A 15184-nucleotide genomic window follows, 5' to 3' on the forward strand; every position below is an offset into this window, starting at 1 on the left:
TGTCCAACAACTTGAAAATCGTCGCTGAAGCTTCCGTCCTGATCGCCCTGACAGTCGCCGTTGTCGCAATTAACATCACCATGATGGTAGCCTAAACTCAAAACCAACCCGCACAGCTCCTGACCAGTTGTGTTAAGTTGGCTGCAAACCTAGATACTAAAAACCGCGCGGAGAGTTTCCGTGCGGTTTTTCTTTGTCCGGGTTTGGAGAAAGCTGCTGCGAAATCGCGATCAATAGTTTGCCTTCTCTCCCGGTGTAGGAGTTGCTCCAAACCTATCTTTCAGCTAAAACTCCTCGCGCGTAATCACCGCTACGGTGGGCTAACATCCTCCTGACAGGCGAATACAAGTAGCCTAAGAGTTGACGAGTGGAACAGCAGACATTCGCTGCACCATCAATAGACTGGTTTAAAGCGGACCTTTTGGACTTTCGCTACGCACACACCATTGTCCGGTGCAACGACCCGTTCAAAAAAAGACGTTTTCAATAAGATGTATCAGCGCGGGAAGCAGAGGCGGAGACAGAGACACAAAGCTGTTTTGCCGACTGGTTGACATAGTCGATCTAGGTTATTAGTTATCATGATAACTATAGAGGAGATATCCAATGACAAATACGCTTTTCGTTTTTGCCGAAATCAAACCGAAGCCAGAACATTTCAACGATGCCCAGCAAGCGATCATCGGAATTCTGGACCAAACGCGCGCTGAAAGCGGCTGCCGTTCGTTCAAGCTGTTCGAGGCACCTGATCAGGATAGGTTGTATCTTTTCGAGGAATGGCAGGATCAGGATGCGCTGGACCAGCATCATGCCCAACCCTACACAGCCGCGGTTTTCAAATCATACGAAGAATGGTTGGCCGAACAACCCCGTATCCTGCCGTTGCATGGCCTGAAGTAGTATGTTCTTTCTGAGGGAATTACCTACAAGAATGATGATCGACGGTTACGTTTCGCAGACGGGTGTAGGTGACGTAGATACCGTTGCGCGAGCACTCTCGATGATGCGAGAGGCGAGCCAACTGGAGCGCCTGCTAGATGCCTACTTTAGTAGCCATAACCTTTCACAGTTGAAATTCCATATTCTCATTGTGATCGACCGCGAGCCGGACAAAGACAGTCTTCGTCAAAGCGAAATCAATCAACGCTTGGATGTTTCCAAGCCGGTCCTGCACCGGACCGTGACTTCGCTTCTGAAAAGCGGATTGCTCGTGTGTCGTGACGATCCCGAGGATTCACGCGCTCACCGTCTGGCCTTGACCGACGAAGGCAAGACAATGCTCGCAGCTATCCTACCTGGATACTTTAAAACCATTTCTGGTTTTATGAGAGAACAGCCATGACGCGGTTTCTGCCCGCCTTCTTCGCATGGATCGTCGTCTATGTCGTTGTTACCGCCACCTTAATGGGAATTCAGGCGGCAGGGTTAAATGTACCGCTGCCGATGCAGACATTTCTTCTCACAGCCTTTCTAGTGCCAGCTATGATGTTTGTTCTTGGGCCATTCGCATCAACACTCGCGCAAACCGTGATACGAAAGGTTGAAGGTAGATCACCAAACCCATAGTGAATCTTCCAGCAAATCGGGTCTATGGAAATGCCGGAAAATCCCCCACTTTTCGCTGCCCAAAACCCCTTTCAAGACCAAAGCAGTTGCTGAAAGTTTTTGGCTCCCTCGTTATATCGAACATTCATGCAACCCGCAGCATTCGGCGGTATGGGGCTCACTACCCGGTTTCGCCGCTCTTGGCATGAATGGCGGTTGCCAAAATGCGAGCGGCGGGGTGCCGGATCAAGCGGTGAAAAGTCAAGAGATTGGCCGTTTTGGTGAACAGCCGATCTCACGACGCCGTGGCCGGGCTGCGTGCTGCGCAGGCATTCGGCGGCTGAGAACCCAATTTGACCGATGCAGCATTGCGCACAAATGACCGCTATACAGTCGCTTTGCTCGTAGACTGAGTTTTTAGGAAGAGTGCCAGCACACCAGCGCCAATAGCGAGCCAAACTGAGCCGGTCCAAACAAGATCGTAGGTCTGAGTCGCAGTAAACAGATAGCCACCGGCAAACGCGCCCATGGCACCGCCAATCGCATGTCCAGCAGAGATCAGGCCCATCGCGAGACCCATCATCTTGATGCCGACATGGCTTGCCACCAAGCTGGCCGTGACAGGAACGGTTGAATAATCGACTGCCCCGAACAGAATTGCGAACAGGAATAGCATTTCGATAGATGCCCCCGGAAGACTGCCAAGCAGAATGAATGTCAAAGCCCGCAACATGTAGATTGACGCCAACAGCATTGGACGATTGACCCGATCTGTCAGCCAGCCCGCAGCGATCATGCCGATCAGGTTCACAAGTGACAGCAGACCGTAGGCAGTCGCACTTGGGATCGGAGGAAAACCGCAGAACGCCGCAAACGGGAGCAAATGCGTTTCGATCACACCGGTTGTGGTGAACCCGCAAATCAGAAAACTCCAAAACAGCAAATGGAATGCTGGCTGTCGGACGATTACGGCAAGGTCTTCGATCATAGAGGTGGAGAGCTCGTCAGCGCTGCATTCCTTTTTTGGCGGGTTATCCGCCCTCATACTCATACAGGGGATTAGTGCGAGGCTGGCGAGAGACAAAGCACCAAAACTCCACCGCCAGCTCGCAAAAGCCAGCAACGCCGCAATCAGTGGGACAATCAGGAACTGACCGCCGGTCGCGCCAGATGTGCCGATGCCGGTTGCCAGACCTTGGTTTTCGGAAAAATTTCGGGTGACAGCAGTGGCCACCACATGTGTGGCGACGATGCCAAAACCAACTGCGCTGAAGCCTGCAAAGCCGATGACGAACATCAGCTTGCCATTCATCAACGCGACAATGGTGCATCCTACCCCAAGAAGTCCCATGCCGAGGTTAAGTGTAAACTGCGATCCACGCCTGTCCACGAGCCGCCCTGCGAAGGGCGCGACGACGGCCATGACAACGAGAGCGGCGGCTCCCACGCCTGAGATGTAGCTGCTGGTCCAGCCAAACTCCGTTTGCCAGACAGGCATGATAAGCCCAAGTGCGGCACGGCTGGAAAAGGCCAGCGATAGCGCCAGAAATCCAAATACAACAATGGTCCAGTTTTGGCGTGAAGGATGGGTCCGTTGTTCTGACATTAAGCATCTCCTTGATGTCTAGATGCCGTCAAGTCTGCGCCTTTGGCGAACGATATACTGGCCAGATGACTTTAGCTGGTCTAAAGTCAAATATGGCTGTTCGTATCCAAGACCTTTATACTTTTCACGTCGTTGCGCGAACTGGCGCGATGCAAGACGCAGCACATGAACTTGGTGTCACGCCCGGTGCGATCAGCCAACGTATTCGGGCGGTCGAAGAGCGGCATGGTTTGCGTCTGTTTGACCGCAGCAAGCACGGGATCACGCTGACAGCAGCAGGGCTGGCACTGCAATCTGATGTGGGTGCTGCGTTCTCCAAGATCGAAGCCGCGCACCATGAGCATTTCGCCACGAACCGCGATACTGTGCGGATCAGCGCCTCGGCAACATTCGCGCAATCCATGCTTGTCTCTAGTGTAGGTAGGTTCTCACAAAAGTATCCCAAGTTCAGGGTTTCCGTTGAAACCGCTGATCGACTGGTCGATCTCAAATCTGAACCGATTGACCTTGCCATTCGCCATGGTCTTGGCAAGTATCCCGGCCTTCGTGCTGAATGGCTTTGTGCGCCTGAGTTGGTCTTAGTCGCAAGCCCTACCTTGCTGGAAAAGCATGGCTCACTGACGCGGCCCGCAGATTGTTTATGCTATCGTCTGTTGCCGGACGCGACCGGAAAGGACTGGTCGATATGGTTCGAGGCACAGGAAGTCGATGCCACAAACGCACGCTATGGGCCGCACTATGGAAATGACCTTCTAACTGTCAAAGCAGTGACCGAAGGACAAGGTTTGGCTTTGCTCAATGATCTTTATGTCAAAGACGGTTTAGCTTCAGGTGAGTTGGTGCGCGCTTTGGAGACGGTGTGGCCAACAAAATTTGCCTACTACGCCGTGGCTCTTCCCGAGGCATTCGAAAAACCTTCTGTTCGATCTTTCGTGACTTGGTTGAAAGATGATCTGATCTGAAGCTACAGAAGCCGTCATTGGTGTATCAGTAGCGAATTCACCCTTTGTCCGGCATCCGGTGCATCTGCCGCTTCAAAATTGCTGCGCTATCCACGAAAGACCGAAGTCTCCGCTGCACCGCGGACAGGCCTTCATTGCTCGTGCAGAAAACTTGGCGCTGCGAACGCGCGCAGCGAGAGAATCCGAGGTCAGATGAGGGCTCTCTCCAGACCTTCTCCGCACCGCAGGATATGCCAAAACTCAACCGTTTCTGTCACCGGCGGAATCGACCGTTTTTGGCGCGTAGGTTCTGGCAGGGGGTTTATGTCCTGACTGCAGTCATCCAGGAATTATACGGCGAAAGCGGACAAACAGCCGATCTTGCGGGGTACTACGGAGAGCTAGAGCCAACGCTAATTGGCCGGGCTACCAAAGTGAACGCCTGCCAGATGGTGTTGCGATCTCAACTTCGTATCGAAAAGCTTCCCCAACCTTTATCTCTGGTGGTCGGTCAATCGTCAAACCATCATAGATGGCTCTGATTTCTTCGGGCTCCGGGTGCTCAAGACTGAAGGACGTCAGACGCGCTCCAAAGTCGGGGATGTCCGACATCCGTGTTGGATCGCTGCGGTGGTCAATCAAAGATGGAAGAATACCGCCCAAGGGCAGATAACCATCGACCGGGATGGCAAAGGCAAATTTTGGCTCGTTGAAAGGTAGGTTAACAACTTCTCCGAACTGAGGTCTCTGACGTATGAAGCTCTCAATGTTGACGATTGCGGCGACCCATCCGCGCAGCCGACGACCCCGCTCCCAATCTGAACGAACTTGTCTCGGATCATCGACGCCAAACCAACGCGACCGTCCAGGGTTAACACCACTTGGATCGAGCGCAACGATCTTCAGATAGACGTTCTTACCTAGCTGAAGGCGATGATTATGGGTTCCCATGTAATCGTGTCGTGTACCGAAGGGGACCTCGATCCCGAGACAATCGCGGACGTGCTCAACGCCCTCAGTCAACGTCGGTGCAATAACTGTAAGATGATCGAGAGTTAGCATGGTCACGCAGTATCATGAGATTGGATCGCCTGGAAAGCTGACACCCAAACATCGGAACCGAGGAGTTACTTCCTCCGCACACTGAAGCTACGACGGCTTTCCACAAAGACTGTTCAGCGGACAAAACTGCTGTTTGCATTCGGTGGAAGACTGTCCGCTTTCCATCAGCTTTTCTAAACTTTCAGTCCGTCCCAATTACCTAAGGTTTGTTGTCGCGATGAACCGTTTGGCAAGGAGGTCATCTCTTGGAAAGACGGTTCCGGGTTGCCGCATGCCAGAAATTACCTAGTAATCTAAAAATCCATACTTTCGACGAAGTGGACGACCTATGAGCTTTTTTGATTATGCGGCGCGTACGAATTCTGCTGAAGCGCGAAGTGCCTTGCAAGAAGAAATAGAATACGCACAGTCACTGAATGGTCATGTACGACAACACGACTGGTGGGCGATAAGCGACCGCGCGGTCGCAGATCAATACGCTGTCGTGCACGATGAAGACACGGTTCAGTATTTGATTGACGCAAGCATTGATACCCGTCACGTCGCGATTTTCCATTCTCCCCTCTCTCATCTTGACCCCTATGAACTCAAACGGATTTTGAAGGCCGCGCCTGTTGATGGGTCAACAATCTTGGCCGCGTATCTCATAGCATTCGCGAATGTTCTGGAAGGCCACTATTCCAAGGCCTGCAAGCTCGTTAATTATCATCCGTTCATTCAGGACGGACAGGTGCGTTTTTCAGACTTCGACTGCGGGGACGAAGAGTTCATGAATCTTCTCGCATCGCTTTGGGAAAAATCGAAACGCGAGATCGCTTTCGATGCTGGCCGCAAGCAGATCCTGTACAAAGCGCTTGAAGACGATCTCACTGCGAACGACCTCAAACCTGGGTGGTTTATACCATCAGATGCCTTTTTGCCATTCGGGGGGCGACAGGCACAGACGGATGAAATTGTCTACGATCTACAAGTGTATCGGATACCCTCCAACGCACTCAAAACAAGCGTTGGACTAGGTGCGAAAATTGCAAACCTGTTCAAAGCGACCAAAAGCTGAATTTCATCCGAGCCGCAGCATTCGACACTTTGGGCTCACAGCTGCCATTGGCAGCTCAGCGGGACAAAACTGACATCTTGGTCCTTTGTTCGAATGTCCGCTTTCATAGCGCTGACAACTCTAGCCATTACGAGATCACATGTGCTGCCTCGCTTAGAAGTTCAAGCTGATATCTCTGTGGATTGCGTTGCAGCGCGCGACGTAAAGCGCCTGAGAACGCGTCAGCTTGGGCAAGCTCCGCAATCCGATGGTTCCGGACAGCTGGTCGTGTAAATGGCTCATCGGCTCGGCCAGTTCGGACTGCGCGCGGGACCGCCACTCCAAATCTGCCGTATAGGTGGAAACGGCCACTGCAACCTTCCTCGCAGTCTCCGTCATGTTGGGTGTCGTTTGTTTAATAGCGCGGCGTGCCGCACTCAGCTGACTGGCGAGCGCCTCCGAACCGCTGACGAGTCGGACCTCTCGCAATGTATCCTCGATCCGGCGCAATGCGGTCTCCTCCGGCAAGGACGGCAACTCGGCCTCCAGCGCCCGAAGGCCAGCCTGAAGCGCGACATAACGCTTGCCATCTTTGATCACTGCAAGCGCGGCGCTCAGACCATCGAACGTCAGGTCCACATTGCGCCGATAGACTTGCCGGGCGCTTTGTTCTTGGCGGGCATAGTCAGAAAATTCCGCCTCGCGCGCGGCCCAGTCGGATGGCACGCCTGTCTGCAAGGCCTGGATATTGGCATCAATCTCATAGATTTCTGCCTCTGCGTCGGCAATGACCTTCTGATCGCCGCGTGCGCGTTGCTTTTGGGTTGTGGCCTCTTGCCTGCGATCCTCCAGCATGCGGATGTCACGTTGGATGCTGCGCACATGGCTATGAATTGGGCGGTACTCCTGGGCCGCAACTGCCATTGCGGTCTCGGCAGCCTTGATATCGTCCATGAGTTCAAAACTCATTTCCGACATATCGAACGTATCGTTGATCTGATCCACAAGCGTTTGAGGCAGGTATCGTATATCCAGTCTCCGGGCCGAGACAATGGCCCCCCGAAGATCATCGCCCTCAGAGGCAAACAACTCTGAAACATAGGTCTCAAGGCAATGCTGCAGTCTGGGATTGCGGGGGGGCGGAGCTGTTTCGGACAACAACGATACGCGATTTGGCAGATAGTTCACCAATTGCGGATAGGTGCCCACAATCGCCAGCCCGCCCAGTTGCAGCGCGATGAAGGGGATCACGCCCTTGTACATGTCAATCGTTTTGACAACGGCAGGTGCGACGCCCCGCAGGTAGAACAGTGCAAAGCCGAAAGGTGGTGTCAGGAAAGAGGTCTGAATGTTCAAGCCGATCATGACCCCCAGCCAGACCGCCGTGATATTGGCGCTGGGGTCGGCCAAGAGGATGGGCGCGACAATCGGCACCACGACCACGGCAATCTCGATATAATCCAGGAAGAACCCCAAAACGAAGATTACCAGCATGACGATGGCGAATTTCGTCCAGAACCCGCCGGGCAGGCCTTCGAGGAAGTGTTTTACTAGGTCTTCGCCGCCAAACGCTCGGAACGCCGCCGTCAGCATTGCAGCCCCAAGCAAGATGATGAAAACCAACGAGGTTGTTTTTGCCGTTTCCAGCATCACTTCGGACAGCGTGTTCTCGATCCTATAGGTCCGCCAACCGCTCCAGACCAAGGAAAGGATAAGCAGCCCGGTGGCCGCCGCGCCGATATAGATGCCGCGCTGGTCCTCTTGGGTCTGGATATTCTTGATGTTCATGTCAAAGGTAATCAGTGCATAAGCGGCCATTAGCAGAGCGATGATCGCCAGGATGGCCGGAATATAGGCGTTACGTTCTCCAGATTTCAGCCGGTACCCCGCCATAATGATGGCCCCTGCCGCCCCGATGGCGCCTGCCTGATTGACTGTGGCAATGCCACCGATGATCGAGCCGAGCACAAAGAAGATCAGGGCCAGGGGCGAAACCAGCGTCAGCAGCAGCTTGCCGATATAGCGGGCAGTCACCTCTGCATCAAACGGGACGGTCGGCGCGGTTTCGGGCCGCAGCAGGGCACGGATGAGGATGTAAGCCATATAGAGCCCGACAAGCAGCAGCCCTGGAATGAACGCGCCCAAAAACATCTCGCCGGCACTGGTTGAGGTCACGTCAAAGGCCGAGGGCATTGACAGCTCTCCGGTCACGTCTTTGTGCAACGCTTTGCGCGCGGAGGACGCCTGATCGCTGGCGCTGGCCAGTTGGTCAGCAAGGATGATCAGGACAATGGAGGGCGGGATGATCTGGCCCAACGTACCGGAGGCCGCGATCGTCCCCGTCGCCAGGGGTTTGGAATAGTTGTTCCGCAACATGGCAGGCAGCGAAATCATCCCCATCGCGACCACCGTCGCCCCCAGGATGCCCGTGGTTGCCGCCAGCAGAGCGCCAACAAACACAACCGAAATTCCCAATCCTCCCGGCACCGGACCAAAGAGCTGTGCCATAGCCACCAGCAGATCTTCGGCGATCTTCGAGCGTTGCAGCATAATGCCCATAAAGATGAACAATGGGATGGCAATCAGCGTGTCTCGCTCGACCTCCCAATAGATGCCGCGCAAATTGGTTACTCCGGCGGTCAACCATTCAGACAACCCGCCAGAGTGAAAGAACGCATCGGCATCTCCAGCAAAAAGCAGACCCGACAGCGCGGCAAGGGCAATGGTGAGGATGGCCGAACCGGGAAGCGCAAAGGCAACCGGATAGCCCGACCCCAGAGCGGCGGCCATGAGAAACACAAGCAGAGCAAGAAAGAAAAGTTCCATGGCGTTGCTTTCAATGGCCGGAGGGGTGCGTGTCGCGTTTTCCAGGCTCGCCGCGCAGATCGGCAACCGCCTCGAAGAAAAAGCTGACAAACTGTATCAGCATGGTGATCGCAAAAACGCCGATAAAGGCCGCCATCTGATACTTGATGAACATGCCGGCGGACCCAGTTTGCGAAATCTCGAAATTCATGACCGGGCTGTTGATGATAGAGCGGTTATGCGCGAACCCGATGACAACGATCGTCCAGCATGTCGTCATCCCCAGAAGAATGGTTCCGATGGCGTTGACGGCCCCTTTGCGCCGGTCGGTGAAGCCCGCGTAGAAGACATCAACACGGACATGTCCGTTTTCAAAAAGGGTGTATGCCGAGGCAAACAGGAACAGTGCGGCATACCAGTACCGCACCAAATCGCCCATCAGAGCCTGCTCATAGGAAAACAGAAAGCGCGAGATCACGATCAGCAATTCCGCCACGACGATCAGAAGCGCAAGCCAGACGAAACCGACCCCTCGGGTTAAAAGAGCCGCGATAAAGCCTAATGCCAGCAGTGGCAAATGCACCGTCATGCCAACAAATCGGGCCCGGCCCAAAGACCCCGCCAGCGCGTCTGAAAAAAAGACTGGCAGCAGTATTTCAACGCGCAGAAAGGCGATCGTGGCATCGGCCAACCCGACGAAAAAGACACCCAAGAAAAGGGCGCGAATGAGATAGACGTTGAAACGGTGTATGCTTATCGCATCGTGCCGCAGCGCGCGATCTTTGGACACGCCCACCCATATAAGGGCCAAAGCAGGGGTTACCCCCAGGATGGCAAGGGACGTCAGTGCCGGTTTGCCGGTGGAAAACTGTGCGCCGAAATCGGGCCAGCCAAAACCGACAACAAGGGCATTATGCACCATAAAGCCAGCCAGACCGAACAGCATTGTCCAGCCGAACCAGCGCACCAGTCGGGAAGATCGCATATCATCAATCTGAGATCGCTCTGGTTGCGCCCTGTTTTGCGCGTGCATGATCATTCCTCCGGCCTGCCCATAGGTGAGCGGAGCCAGACATCTTCCGGCTCCGCTTTGGTGCGGTGGCGCAAGACCTAGGACAGGCCCAGAACCCGGTTACGTTGCTGTGAAAACTCGATCTCGGCCCCTGCGCGATAGGTGCCGATTTCGCGCAATGCGGTCTGATAGGCATCGTTAATCTTGGCTGCCATCGGTGAATGGGCGCGGGTTTCCTCGAACACCTCGGCGGCCGCGTCGCCGAAAGCGTCCCAGACATCTTCGTTATAGGATCGAAGCTGCACACCATGTTCATTGACCAGCCGACCCAGATACTCGCCATTCTTAGCGATCGCTTCTTCCACGGCGGCGGCGTTTTCTTCAAGGCACGCCGCCTCAATCACCGCGCGTTCCCAATCGCTCAGCGCATCCCACCAGGTCTTGTTGACACCAAAGGCCAGGCCGCTGCCGGGCTCGTGCATGCCGCCAGTATAGTAGTATTTGGCGGCTTCGTAGAACTTCATGAAATAGTCGTTGTAAGGGCCAACCCATTCTGTCGCTTCGATAGAACCTGAGACGAGGTTTTCGTAGATTTGCCCCCCCGGCAGAGATACGGTGGACACCCCGAGTTTGGACATTACCGTCCCGCCCAGGCCGGGGATGCGCATCTTGAGCCCTTTGAAATCCTCGGGGGACTGGATTTCCTTGTTGAACCATCCGCCCGCTTGCGCGCCAGTGCCACCACAGGCGATCTTTTTGAGCCCGAATTCGCCCGAAAGCTCGTCCCACAGTTCCTGCCCGCCGCCGAACTTGATCCAGGCGTTCCACTCAGGCGTCGTCATGCCAAATGGCACCGCCGTAAAGTAGTTGAAGCCCGCGTGTTTGCCGCTCCAATAGTAATCCGCACCAATGTAGGCTTGGGAATTACCGCCCGCGACTTCGTCAAAGACGTCAAACGCGCCGACGCGTTCGCCCGCGGCGAAGTAGGTCACCTGCAAACGACCTTCGGACAGTTGGGTGATACGTTCGGCCAGCCGTTGAGCTGACAGGCCGAGGCCCGGAAAATCGCGTGGCCAGGTGGACACAATCGCCATGTCCTTTACACCCTGCGCCACGGCGGGTGCCGCCAGTGTCGCGGCACCGGTGCCCGCTGCGGCCAGACCCGCTGATTTTAGAAACTTACGTCGATGCATTGTCCTCTCCCTCTCAAGATCATGTAAAGCGGGCATAGGTCCCGCATGTCTGGCCCAAAGATTGGCGGCGCAAGCCCTGCAGCACCTTCCCGATGGGCGTGACGTCACCTAAGTCTGTGGGTGGATATGGGTCAAATAGACAACGCCTATGAGTGGCATAGACAGACGAATGTAATTTGAAATCAGAGCGTTAGAATATTTCACTATTCTCCGGGGTAGTGGCAGGCGGCCCCACCGTCAGACGCATCGGGGTCCTGCACTGGCGTGTCTTGACAGATGGCAGCAGCACGCGGGCAGCGTGGGGCAAAAGCGCACCCGCTCCACTGTGAAAATGGGTCGGCGGGGGCATCGCCCAAGCGTAAATCCGGCAAGCCGCCAGAGGCATCGGGGGTCAGCATCGCGCCCAACAGCGAATTCGTATAGGGGTGCTGTGGTGTTTCGAACAGCGCGGTCGTGGTTGCCTCTTCGACCTTGCGACCAAGATACATGACGGCAATCCGGTCGGCCAGATGTTCGACCACTGACAGATCATGGCTGACGAAGATCATGGTCAGGTTGAAATCCCGCCTCAGTTCCAGCAACAGGTTGATCACCTGCGCCTGCACCGAAACATCCAGAGCGGATGTCGGTTCGTCACAGATCAAAACCCGCGGGCGCAGCACAAGCGCGCGGGCGATCGAGACACGCTGGCGTTGACCGCCAGACAACTCTCCGGGATAGGCATCGGCCAAACGGGTTGGCAGGCCGACGCGCTCGAGCATCTCGTCCACACGGCTGTCAATCTGGGTCCCTCCATGCAGGCGCAGCGGCTGGGCCACCAGATCACGGATGCGGCGCACCGGGTTGAGCGATGCATTTGGGTTCTGAAAGACAGGCTGGATCAGCCGCACCCTTTCGGCGACGGGAATCTGCGCGATGGGACGTCCTTCAATACGCACTTCACCTGCATCCGGCGTGCTGAGCCCCAGGATCATGTTCAGCGCCGTGCTTTTGCCGCAACCGGATTCACCGACCAGCCCGAGGGTTTCGCCTTCGCTCAGTTTGATAGACAGCTTGTCGACCGCCACAAGTGTCTCGGTCGGTTTGAACATACCGCGTCGCAGCCTGAACGCCTTGACGATATTGTCGACCTCAATAATCGGAGCGGTCATGCGCCATCTTCCTCGTCTGAAAGCCAGCATTCATAGCTATGCCTATTGCCCGTGCCGATGGTTCTTGATGGCAGGGGGTCCTGCCCGCATGGGACGAGTGCCTGCGCGCACCGGTCGCGGAAGGCGCAGCCTACCATATCGCCGATCAGCCCTGGCACCGTACCGGGGATCGAAGGTAACGGTTCGCCTCTTGGCGTGACACCGGGGTTCGGAATCGCCTTCATCAGATTCCGGGTGTAGGGATGCGCGGGATGGCGGAGCAACTCAGCGCGCGGCGTGCGTTCGATGATCCGGCCTGCATACATCACAGCCACATCTGTGGCGACGGCCGCGACCACGCCCAGATCATGGGTGATCAGCAATAGGCCGAGACCCATCTCATCCTGCAAGTCTTTCAACAGGCTGAGAATCTGCGCCTGAATTGTAACATCCAGAGCAGTCGTGGGCTCGTCCGCGATCAACAGGCTGGGACGGCACATCAGCGCCTGGGCAATCATGATCCGCTGCCGCTGGCCGCCTGAAAACTCATGAGGATAGAGCGATAACCGAGAGGCCGCGCGGGCAATCCCCACGCGGTCCAGCAGATCAATGGCGCGTTCGTCCGCCGCGCTGCGCGACAGACGTTCGTGCAGCATCACTGCCTCGGTTAACTGCCTTCCAATTGTCAGCGTCGGATTCAGCGCAGCCGTCGGGTCCTGAAAGATCATCGCCATACGGGTGCCCCGCAGCTTGCGCAGGGCGGAGTTCGGATTGTGACTGAGGTCGGTTCCACAAATCGCGAACCCATCGTGTTTCTGGATGGCATAGCGCGGTAAAAGCCCCATGATCGCGGTTGCAGTCAGCGACTTGCCGCATCCGCTTTCTCCGACCAGGCACAACGTGTCGCCGGGGGTGACACGCAGGTCCACGCCCCTGACGGCGTTCAACAGGCCTGCCTCTGTCGGTATTGAAACGCGCAGATTGCGGATATCAAGCAAGGGTTCGGTCATTTGCGTTTCGGCCCTGTGATGTCACGCATCCCATCCCCGAACAGATTGACCGCAAGCACCAGCAGGCACAGCAGGCTGCCCGGCAGGGCGATCAGCCATGGATCAAATAGGATGTTGTCGCGCCCCTCGGCGATCATCAACCCCCAGGACGGCGTGGGCGGTCGCACACCCAGACCCAGGAAGGACAGTGCCGCCTCCAGCAGAATGACATTGGCCACCTCCAATGTGACCACCACCAGAATTGTGCTGCGCATGTTTGGGAGGATTTCCAGAAACAGAATGCGCGGGGTGCTGGCGCCGATCGCCCGAAGTCCGACGATGAATTCCTGACTGCGCAGGCTTTGTGTGGCCGCCCGGGTGACAACCGCGAACTGATCCCACAACAGCAGACCCATGACAATGATCAAAGTGCGCAGGGAGGCGCCCCCGACAGCCACCGCAGCAAGGGCAACAAGGACAATGGGCAGTGACAGGCGCGTGGCGATGATGAAACTGATAAACATATCGACACGGCCCCCAAAATAGCCAGCAAGCAAGCCCAACGTCACACCAATGGCGCCAGCCACCATGATCACTCCCAGGCCCACACCCAGCGACACCTGCGCCCCAAAAATCAGGCGGGACAAGTAATCCCGGCCCAGATGATCAGTGCCCAGAAGATGTTCGGAAACCGATCGGTCATGCCAGAATGGCGGTAAGAGGCGGCGTGTGAGGTCTTGCGCAAACGGATCATGCGGGGCCAGAAGCGGCGCAAGCATCGCCATCAGCACAAAGAGGATAAGGACACCCCCACCAATCGATACCCCGGAATTCGTCAGAATGCGGCGCAGAACGGGGTTTGAAGGGGCTTTGGCCGATCGAGCTGTCATATCGAGCCTCCCCGCAGACGTGGGTCGAGCATCGCATTCACGATGTCGGCCAGCGTCGTGAGCGCAACATAGAGCAATGAGAGCAACAGGATAATTGCCTGCACCACCGGCAGATCGCTGCGCAGAAGCGATTCCCAGGCCAAACGGCCCATGCCGTTCAGGGCAAAGACGCTTTCAATGACGATGGATCCGGACAAGAGCAACCCCAGTTGAACGGCCGCCAGTGACACCAGCGGCAGAACCGCATTGCGCAACGCATGTCCCCAGATCACCCGATGCGCCGGCAAACCTTTGGCATAGGCGGCGCGTACATAATCCGAGGCCAGCACATCGATCATGCCAGAGCGGGTGATCCGCATCATGGCGGGCAGCGCATAATAGCTGAGCACGATGACCGGCAAAATATAGCCCTGCCATTCCTCTGTGCCGGAAATAGGCACCCATCCATACCAGGCACCAAAGACGACAATCGCCATCAGACCCAACCAGAAGCTGGGTATCGCCTGCCCGGTGACAGCGAGGATCAGCGCAAGCCGGTCGATCAGCCCGTTGGGGCGCATGGCAGCGGCGATCCCCAGCGGCACCGCCACGATCAGGGCCACCGCAAAGGCGACAAACCCAAGCGTCAGGGTGACACCGATCCGGTTTCCGATGATTTCCGACACGGGGATATTGAAATAGATCGACTGCCCGAAATCGCCGTGCAGCGCCGACCAAACCCAATCGGCATATTGCACAAGGATCGGTCGGTCAAAACCGTAGGCCACGCGGATCGCCGCGGCATCCTCTGCCCGTCCGCCAGACCCGGCGATAGCAATCGCCGGATCGCCGGAGAGGAACATCAGCGCAAAACTGATGGCCGACACCGCAAGGCAGACAAAAAATGCGATCAGCAGACGTTTGAGAATGAATAAGGTCATGACGTCCAGACACAAAAAAGCGGGTGGACCACACTATGGCCCACCCAGTCAGGGA

14 protein-coding genes are annotated in these 15184 nt (G+C 56.1%); 5 read left to right on the forward strand and 9 right to left on the reverse strand.

All coding sequences use genetic code 11. The features are described from left to right. The first annotated feature begins 606 nt into the window (after positions 1–606). From Q1B27_RS21320 to Q1B27_RS21330, 3 genes are read left to right on the forward strand one after another with little or no spacing between them, the layout of a single operon-like run. Complete coding sequence (locus Q1B27_RS21320) at positions 607–900, forward strand: putative quinol monooxygenase (protein WP_299850912.1); 294 nt, start codon at positions 607–609, stop codon at positions 898–900. A 31-nt stretch (positions 901–931) separates the two neighbouring features. Next, positions 932–1342, forward strand: coding sequence for a MarR family transcriptional regulator (locus tag Q1B27_RS21325; protein ID WP_299850914.1), 411 nt, complete (start codon positions 932–934; stop codon positions 1340–1342). Continuing rightward, complete coding sequence (locus Q1B27_RS21330) at positions 1339–1566, forward strand: hypothetical protein (protein ID WP_299850916.1); 228 nt, start codon at positions 1339–1341, stop codon at positions 1564–1566. The genes Q1B27_RS21325 and Q1B27_RS21330 overlap by 4 nt, the downstream gene beginning before the upstream one ends. A 364-nt stretch (positions 1567–1930) precedes the next feature. Here Q1B27_RS21330 and Q1B27_RS21335 read toward each other — a convergent pair whose 3' ends face one another. Further along, positions 1931–3151 carry an MFS transporter gene (locus Q1B27_RS21335; RefSeq protein ID WP_299850918.1) on the reverse strand — a complete coding sequence of 407 codons (1221 nt, stop codon included), beginning with the start codon at positions 3149–3151 and terminating at the stop codon, positions 1931–1933. 92 nt (positions 3152–3243) lie between these two features. Here Q1B27_RS21335 and Q1B27_RS21340 point away from each other — a divergent pair, with 92 nt between their 5' ends. Continuing rightward, positions 3244–4113 carry a LysR substrate-binding domain-containing protein gene (locus tag Q1B27_RS21340; protein ID WP_299851151.1) on the forward strand — a complete coding sequence of 290 codons (870 nt, stop codon included), beginning with the start codon at positions 3244–3246 and terminating at the stop codon, positions 4111–4113. 405 nt (positions 4114–4518) lie between these two features. Here Q1B27_RS21340 and Q1B27_RS21345 read toward each other — a convergent pair whose 3' ends face one another. Further along, positions 4519–5154, reverse strand: a complete 636-nt coding sequence (locus Q1B27_RS21345) for a VOC family protein (protein WP_299851154.1) — start codon at positions 5152–5154, stop codon at positions 4519–4521. A gap of 328 nt (positions 5155–5482) precedes the next feature. Here Q1B27_RS21345 and Q1B27_RS21350 point away from each other — a divergent pair, with 328 nt between their 5' ends. After that, positions 5483–6211, forward strand: a complete 729-nt coding sequence (locus tag Q1B27_RS21350; protein ID WP_299850920.1) for a hypothetical protein — start codon at positions 5483–5485, stop codon at positions 6209–6211. Positions 6212–6364: 153 nt separating this feature from the next. Here Q1B27_RS21350 and Q1B27_RS21355 read toward each other — a convergent pair whose 3' ends face one another. The 7 genes from Q1B27_RS21355 to Q1B27_RS21385 form a co-directional block, all read right to left on the reverse strand. Next, entirely contained in the window at positions 6365–9016 is a 2652-nt protein-coding gene (locus tag Q1B27_RS21355) for a TRAP transporter large permease subunit (RefSeq protein WP_299850922.1), read from the reverse strand. A 10-nt stretch (positions 9017–9026) separates the two neighbouring features. Continuing rightward, a complete protein-coding gene (locus Q1B27_RS21360) occupies positions 9027–10028 on the reverse strand; it encodes a TRAP transporter small permease subunit (protein WP_299850925.1) in 1002 nt (333 codons plus the stop codon). A 77-nt stretch (positions 10029–10105) separates the two neighbouring features. After that, positions 10106–11200, reverse strand: a complete 1095-nt coding sequence (locus Q1B27_RS21365; protein ID WP_299850927.1) for a TRAP transporter substrate-binding protein — start codon at positions 11198–11200, stop codon at positions 10106–10108. 203 nt (positions 11201–11403) lie between these two features. Continuing rightward, entirely contained in the window at positions 11404–12351 is a 948-nt protein-coding gene (locus tag Q1B27_RS21370; RefSeq protein ID WP_299850929.1) for an oligopeptide/dipeptide ABC transporter ATP-binding protein, read from the reverse strand. Beyond that, complete coding sequence (locus Q1B27_RS21375) at positions 12348–13340, reverse strand: ABC transporter ATP-binding protein (protein ID WP_299850931.1); 993 nt, start codon at positions 13338–13340, stop codon at positions 12348–12350. The genes Q1B27_RS21370 and Q1B27_RS21375 overlap by 4 nt, the downstream gene beginning before the upstream one ends. After that, complete coding sequence (locus tag Q1B27_RS21380) at positions 13337–14209, reverse strand: ABC transporter permease (RefSeq protein WP_299850933.1); 873 nt, start codon at positions 14207–14209, stop codon at positions 13337–13339. The genes Q1B27_RS21375 and Q1B27_RS21380 overlap by 4 nt, the downstream gene beginning before the upstream one ends. Then, positions 14206–15129, reverse strand: a complete 924-nt coding sequence (locus tag Q1B27_RS21385) for an ABC transporter permease (protein ID WP_299850935.1) — start codon at positions 15127–15129, stop codon at positions 14206–14208. The genes Q1B27_RS21380 and Q1B27_RS21385 overlap by 4 nt, the downstream gene beginning before the upstream one ends. Positions 15130–15184 lie beyond the last annotated feature (55 nt).

The sequence above is a fragment of the uncultured Roseovarius sp. genome, from assembly GCF_947489715.1.
Classification (GTDB): domain Bacteria; phylum Pseudomonadota; class Alphaproteobacteria; order Rhodobacterales; family Rhodobacteraceae; genus Roseovarius.

Excerpts from the sequence above, each read along its gene's own strand:
- Q1B27_RS21360 (WP_299850925.1), bottom strand. The coding sequence starts at position 10,028 with ATGCACGCGCAAAACAGGGCGCAACCAGAGCGATCTCAGATTGATGAT.
- Q1B27_RS21345 (WP_299851154.1), bottom strand. The coding sequence starts at position 5,154 with ATGCTAACTCTCGATCATCTTACAGTTATTGCACCGACGTTGACTGAG.
- Q1B27_RS21355 (WP_299850922.1), bottom strand. The coding sequence starts at position 9,016 with ATGGAACTTTTCTTTCTTGCTCTGCTTGTGTTTCTCATGGCCGCCGCT.
- Q1B27_RS21340 (WP_299851151.1), top strand. The coding sequence starts at position 3,244 with ATGGCTGTTCGTATCCAAGACCTTTATACTTTTCACGTCGTTGCGCGA.
- Q1B27_RS21330 (WP_299850916.1), top strand. The coding sequence starts at position 1,339 with ATGACGCGGTTTCTGCCCGCCTTCTTCGCATGGATCGTCGTCTATGTC.
- Q1B27_RS21370 (WP_299850929.1), bottom strand. The coding sequence starts at position 12,351 with ATGACCGCTCCGATTATTGAGGTCGACAATATCGTCAAGGCGTTCAGG.
- Q1B27_RS21335 (WP_299850918.1), bottom strand. The coding sequence starts at position 3,151 with ATGTCAGAACAACGGACCCATCCTTCACGCCAAAACTGGACCATTGTT.
- Q1B27_RS21375 (WP_299850931.1), bottom strand. The coding sequence starts at position 13,340 with ATGACCGAACCCTTGCTTGATATCCGCAATCTGCGCGTTTCAATACCG.
- Q1B27_RS21380 (WP_299850933.1), bottom strand. The coding sequence starts at position 14,209 with ATGACAGCTCGATCGGCCAAAGCCCCTTCAAACCCCGTTCTGCGCCGC.
- Q1B27_RS21325 (WP_299850914.1), top strand. The coding sequence starts at position 932 with ATGATGATCGACGGTTACGTTTCGCAGACGGGTGTAGGTGACGTAGAT.
- Q1B27_RS21350 (WP_299850920.1), top strand. The coding sequence starts at position 5,483 with ATGAGCTTTTTTGATTATGCGGCGCGTACGAATTCTGCTGAAGCGCGA.
- Q1B27_RS21320 (WP_299850912.1), top strand. The coding sequence starts at position 607 with ATGACAAATACGCTTTTCGTTTTTGCCGAAATCAAACCGAAGCCAGAA.
- Q1B27_RS21385 (WP_299850935.1), bottom strand. The coding sequence starts at position 15,129 with ATGACCTTATTCATTCTCAAACGTCTGCTGATCGCATTTTTTGTCTGC.
- Q1B27_RS21365 (WP_299850927.1), bottom strand. The coding sequence starts at position 11,200 with ATGCATCGACGTAAGTTTCTAAAATCAGCGGGTCTGGCCGCAGCGGGC.